The organism is Streptomyces sp. NPDC006265 (assembly GCF_040613555.1).
Lineage (GTDB): Bacteria > Actinomycetota > Actinomycetes > Streptomycetales > Streptomycetaceae > Streptomyces.
The window spans coordinates 1-2048 of record NZ_JBEXSH010001223.1 but is presented as its reverse complement, the minus strand read 5'-3'; the positions used below and the strand labels follow the sequence as shown (position 1 = coordinate 2048).

At 71.6% G+C, this 2048-nt stretch carries 2 protein-coding genes; both read right to left on the bottom strand.

The features are described from left to right. Positions 1-30: 30 nt before the first annotated feature. Complete coding sequence (locus tag ABZ281_RS47355) at positions 31-771, bottom strand: SDR family oxidoreductase (RefSeq protein WP_356664814.1); 741 nt, start codon at positions 769-771, stop codon at positions 31-33. Positions 772-846: 75 nt separating this feature from the next. Next, positions 847-2048, bottom strand: a 1202-nt coding sequence (locus ABZ281_RS47350) for a cation:proton antiporter (protein WP_356664812.1), incomplete at its 5' end; no start/stop codon positions are given.

Genomic DNA, 2048 nt, shown 5'->3' with positions numbered 1-2048 from the left:
ACGGGGGGGGCCCTAATACCGTCCGCCGGTTCAGTGGCCGCGCTCGGCGCCGCCGTTGACCTGGATGATCTGCGAGGTGATGTGCCCGGCGCCCCGGGAGGCCAGCCAGTGCAGCGTCTCGGCGACGTCCCCAGGGGTCCCGGCCCGACCGTTCGAGGTCTCGCCGATGAGCCGGGCCCGCCGCTCTTCGGCCATGGCGTCCCCGAAGAACTCGGTGTCCTCGATGTACCCGGGCGCCACCACGTTCACGGTGATGCCGCGCGGCCCCAGCTCCCGGGCCAGATCGTGGGCGTACGGATGCAGTCCCGCCTTGGCCGCCGCGTACGCCCCGCTCCCGGACCCCCGGTAGGCGGCGATGGAGCCCAGGAACAGCACCCGGCCACCGGGCTCGGCGAGCCGCGGCTTCAGCGCCTCGGTGAGCAGGACCGCGGTCAGGGTGTTGAGCCTGAAGTTCAGGCTCCAGGTGTGCGCGACGGCCGCGAGCGGGTCGTCACCCGGGGCGTCCGGTTCGAGGAGCCCGCTGCCCCCGGCGCTGTGCACGAGTACGTCCACAGCACCCAACTCCCGCTCCACGAAGGCGGCGACACCGCGCACGTCCTCCGGCTCGGCGAGATCCGCCGCGTACATCAGCGCGCCGGGCACCTCGGCCTTCTCCAGCACGTCGGCGCGCCGGCCGAGCAGCACCACCCGGTCCCCGTCGGCGGCGAACGCCCGAGCCGCCGCGAGCCCAATTCCCGTGCCACCACCACTGATCACTACATTCCGTGCCATACGGACGACCCTACGGCGTCCCTGCCGCACACCGTCAAACCGACCATCACCCCCTCAGCCACCACAGCCGGAGACTCACCGCAGACTGCGGACGTCGAGGTGCCGCATAACCCGGTCGACCACCTCGGGATCCGCCCCCGGCTCACTGCGCGCCGCCAGCACCTCGTGCCGCGCCGCGCTGAGCATCTCCTGCTGGATCCGCCGCACCCGCTTCACCCGCCGGGCGCCTTCCCGGAACGCCTCCCGCCGCTCGTCCTCCGTCAGTTCGGGACTGATCCGCACCCCGATGTCGTAGGCCCGCCGCAGCATCTGCTCGGACAGTTCCTCCGACAGCTCCTCGTCGTCCTCGATCTCCCGCAGCCTGCGCTTCGCCGCCTTGGCCGCCCGGATCGCGAGCGCCTTCGCGAACTCCTTCTCCTGGTCCGCGTCGGCCTTCACCCCGAGCCCCCGCACCAGCCACGGCAGCGTCAGACCCTGGAGCACCAGCGTCGCCACGATCACCCCGAAGGCGATGAAGATGATCTCGTCGCGACTGGGGAACGGCGCGCCGGCATCGGTCTCCAGCGGGATCGCCAGCGCCAGCGCGACCGAGGCCACCCCGCGCATCCCCGACCACCACATCACCACGGTCTCGCGCCAGCTCACCGGGATGTCCTCGTCGTAGTCCCGCCGGGCATGCAGCCGTTTGGTCAGCCATGTCGCCGGCAGCAGCCACAGCAGCCGCGCGAAGACGACCACGAGCACCACGACCGCGGCCCACCAGAGCAGCTCGCCCCAACGCCCGGAGGCCGTGCGGATCGCGTTGTGCAGCTCGAGACCGACCAGCCCGAACGCGACGCCGGTGACGAGCGTGTCGACGATGCTCCAGAAGGTGTGCCCGGCCAGCCGTGTCATGACGTCGTCGGCGTCCGAGCCGTACTCCGCGAGGAAGAGCGCGGTGGTGAGCACGGCGAGCACACCGGACCCGTGCAGTTCCTCGGCCATGACGTAGGAGGCGTACGGCACCAGCAGGGTCAGCCCGATCTGCAGGGTCGCGTCACCGAGCACTTCCATCAGCTTGTTCGCGCCCCAGCCCAGCGCGAGGCCCACGGCCACCGCCACCACGGCCGACAGCACCAGATCGAGCCCGGCCTCCCACGGCGAGAACGTCCCGCTGACGGCGGCGGCGATCGCCACGTGGTAGAGGACGATGGCCGTCACATCGTTGAACAGCCCCTCGCCCTCCAGGATCGACACCAGTCGGCGCGGCAGTCCCAGCTGCCCGGCCACGGCCGTGG

Bases quoted from the DNA above. Each gene is read 5' to 3' on its own strand.
- ABZ281_RS47355 (WP_356664814.1), bottom strand. From the start codon at position 771: ATGGCACGGAATGTAGTGATCAGTGGTGGTGGCACGGGAATTGGGCTC.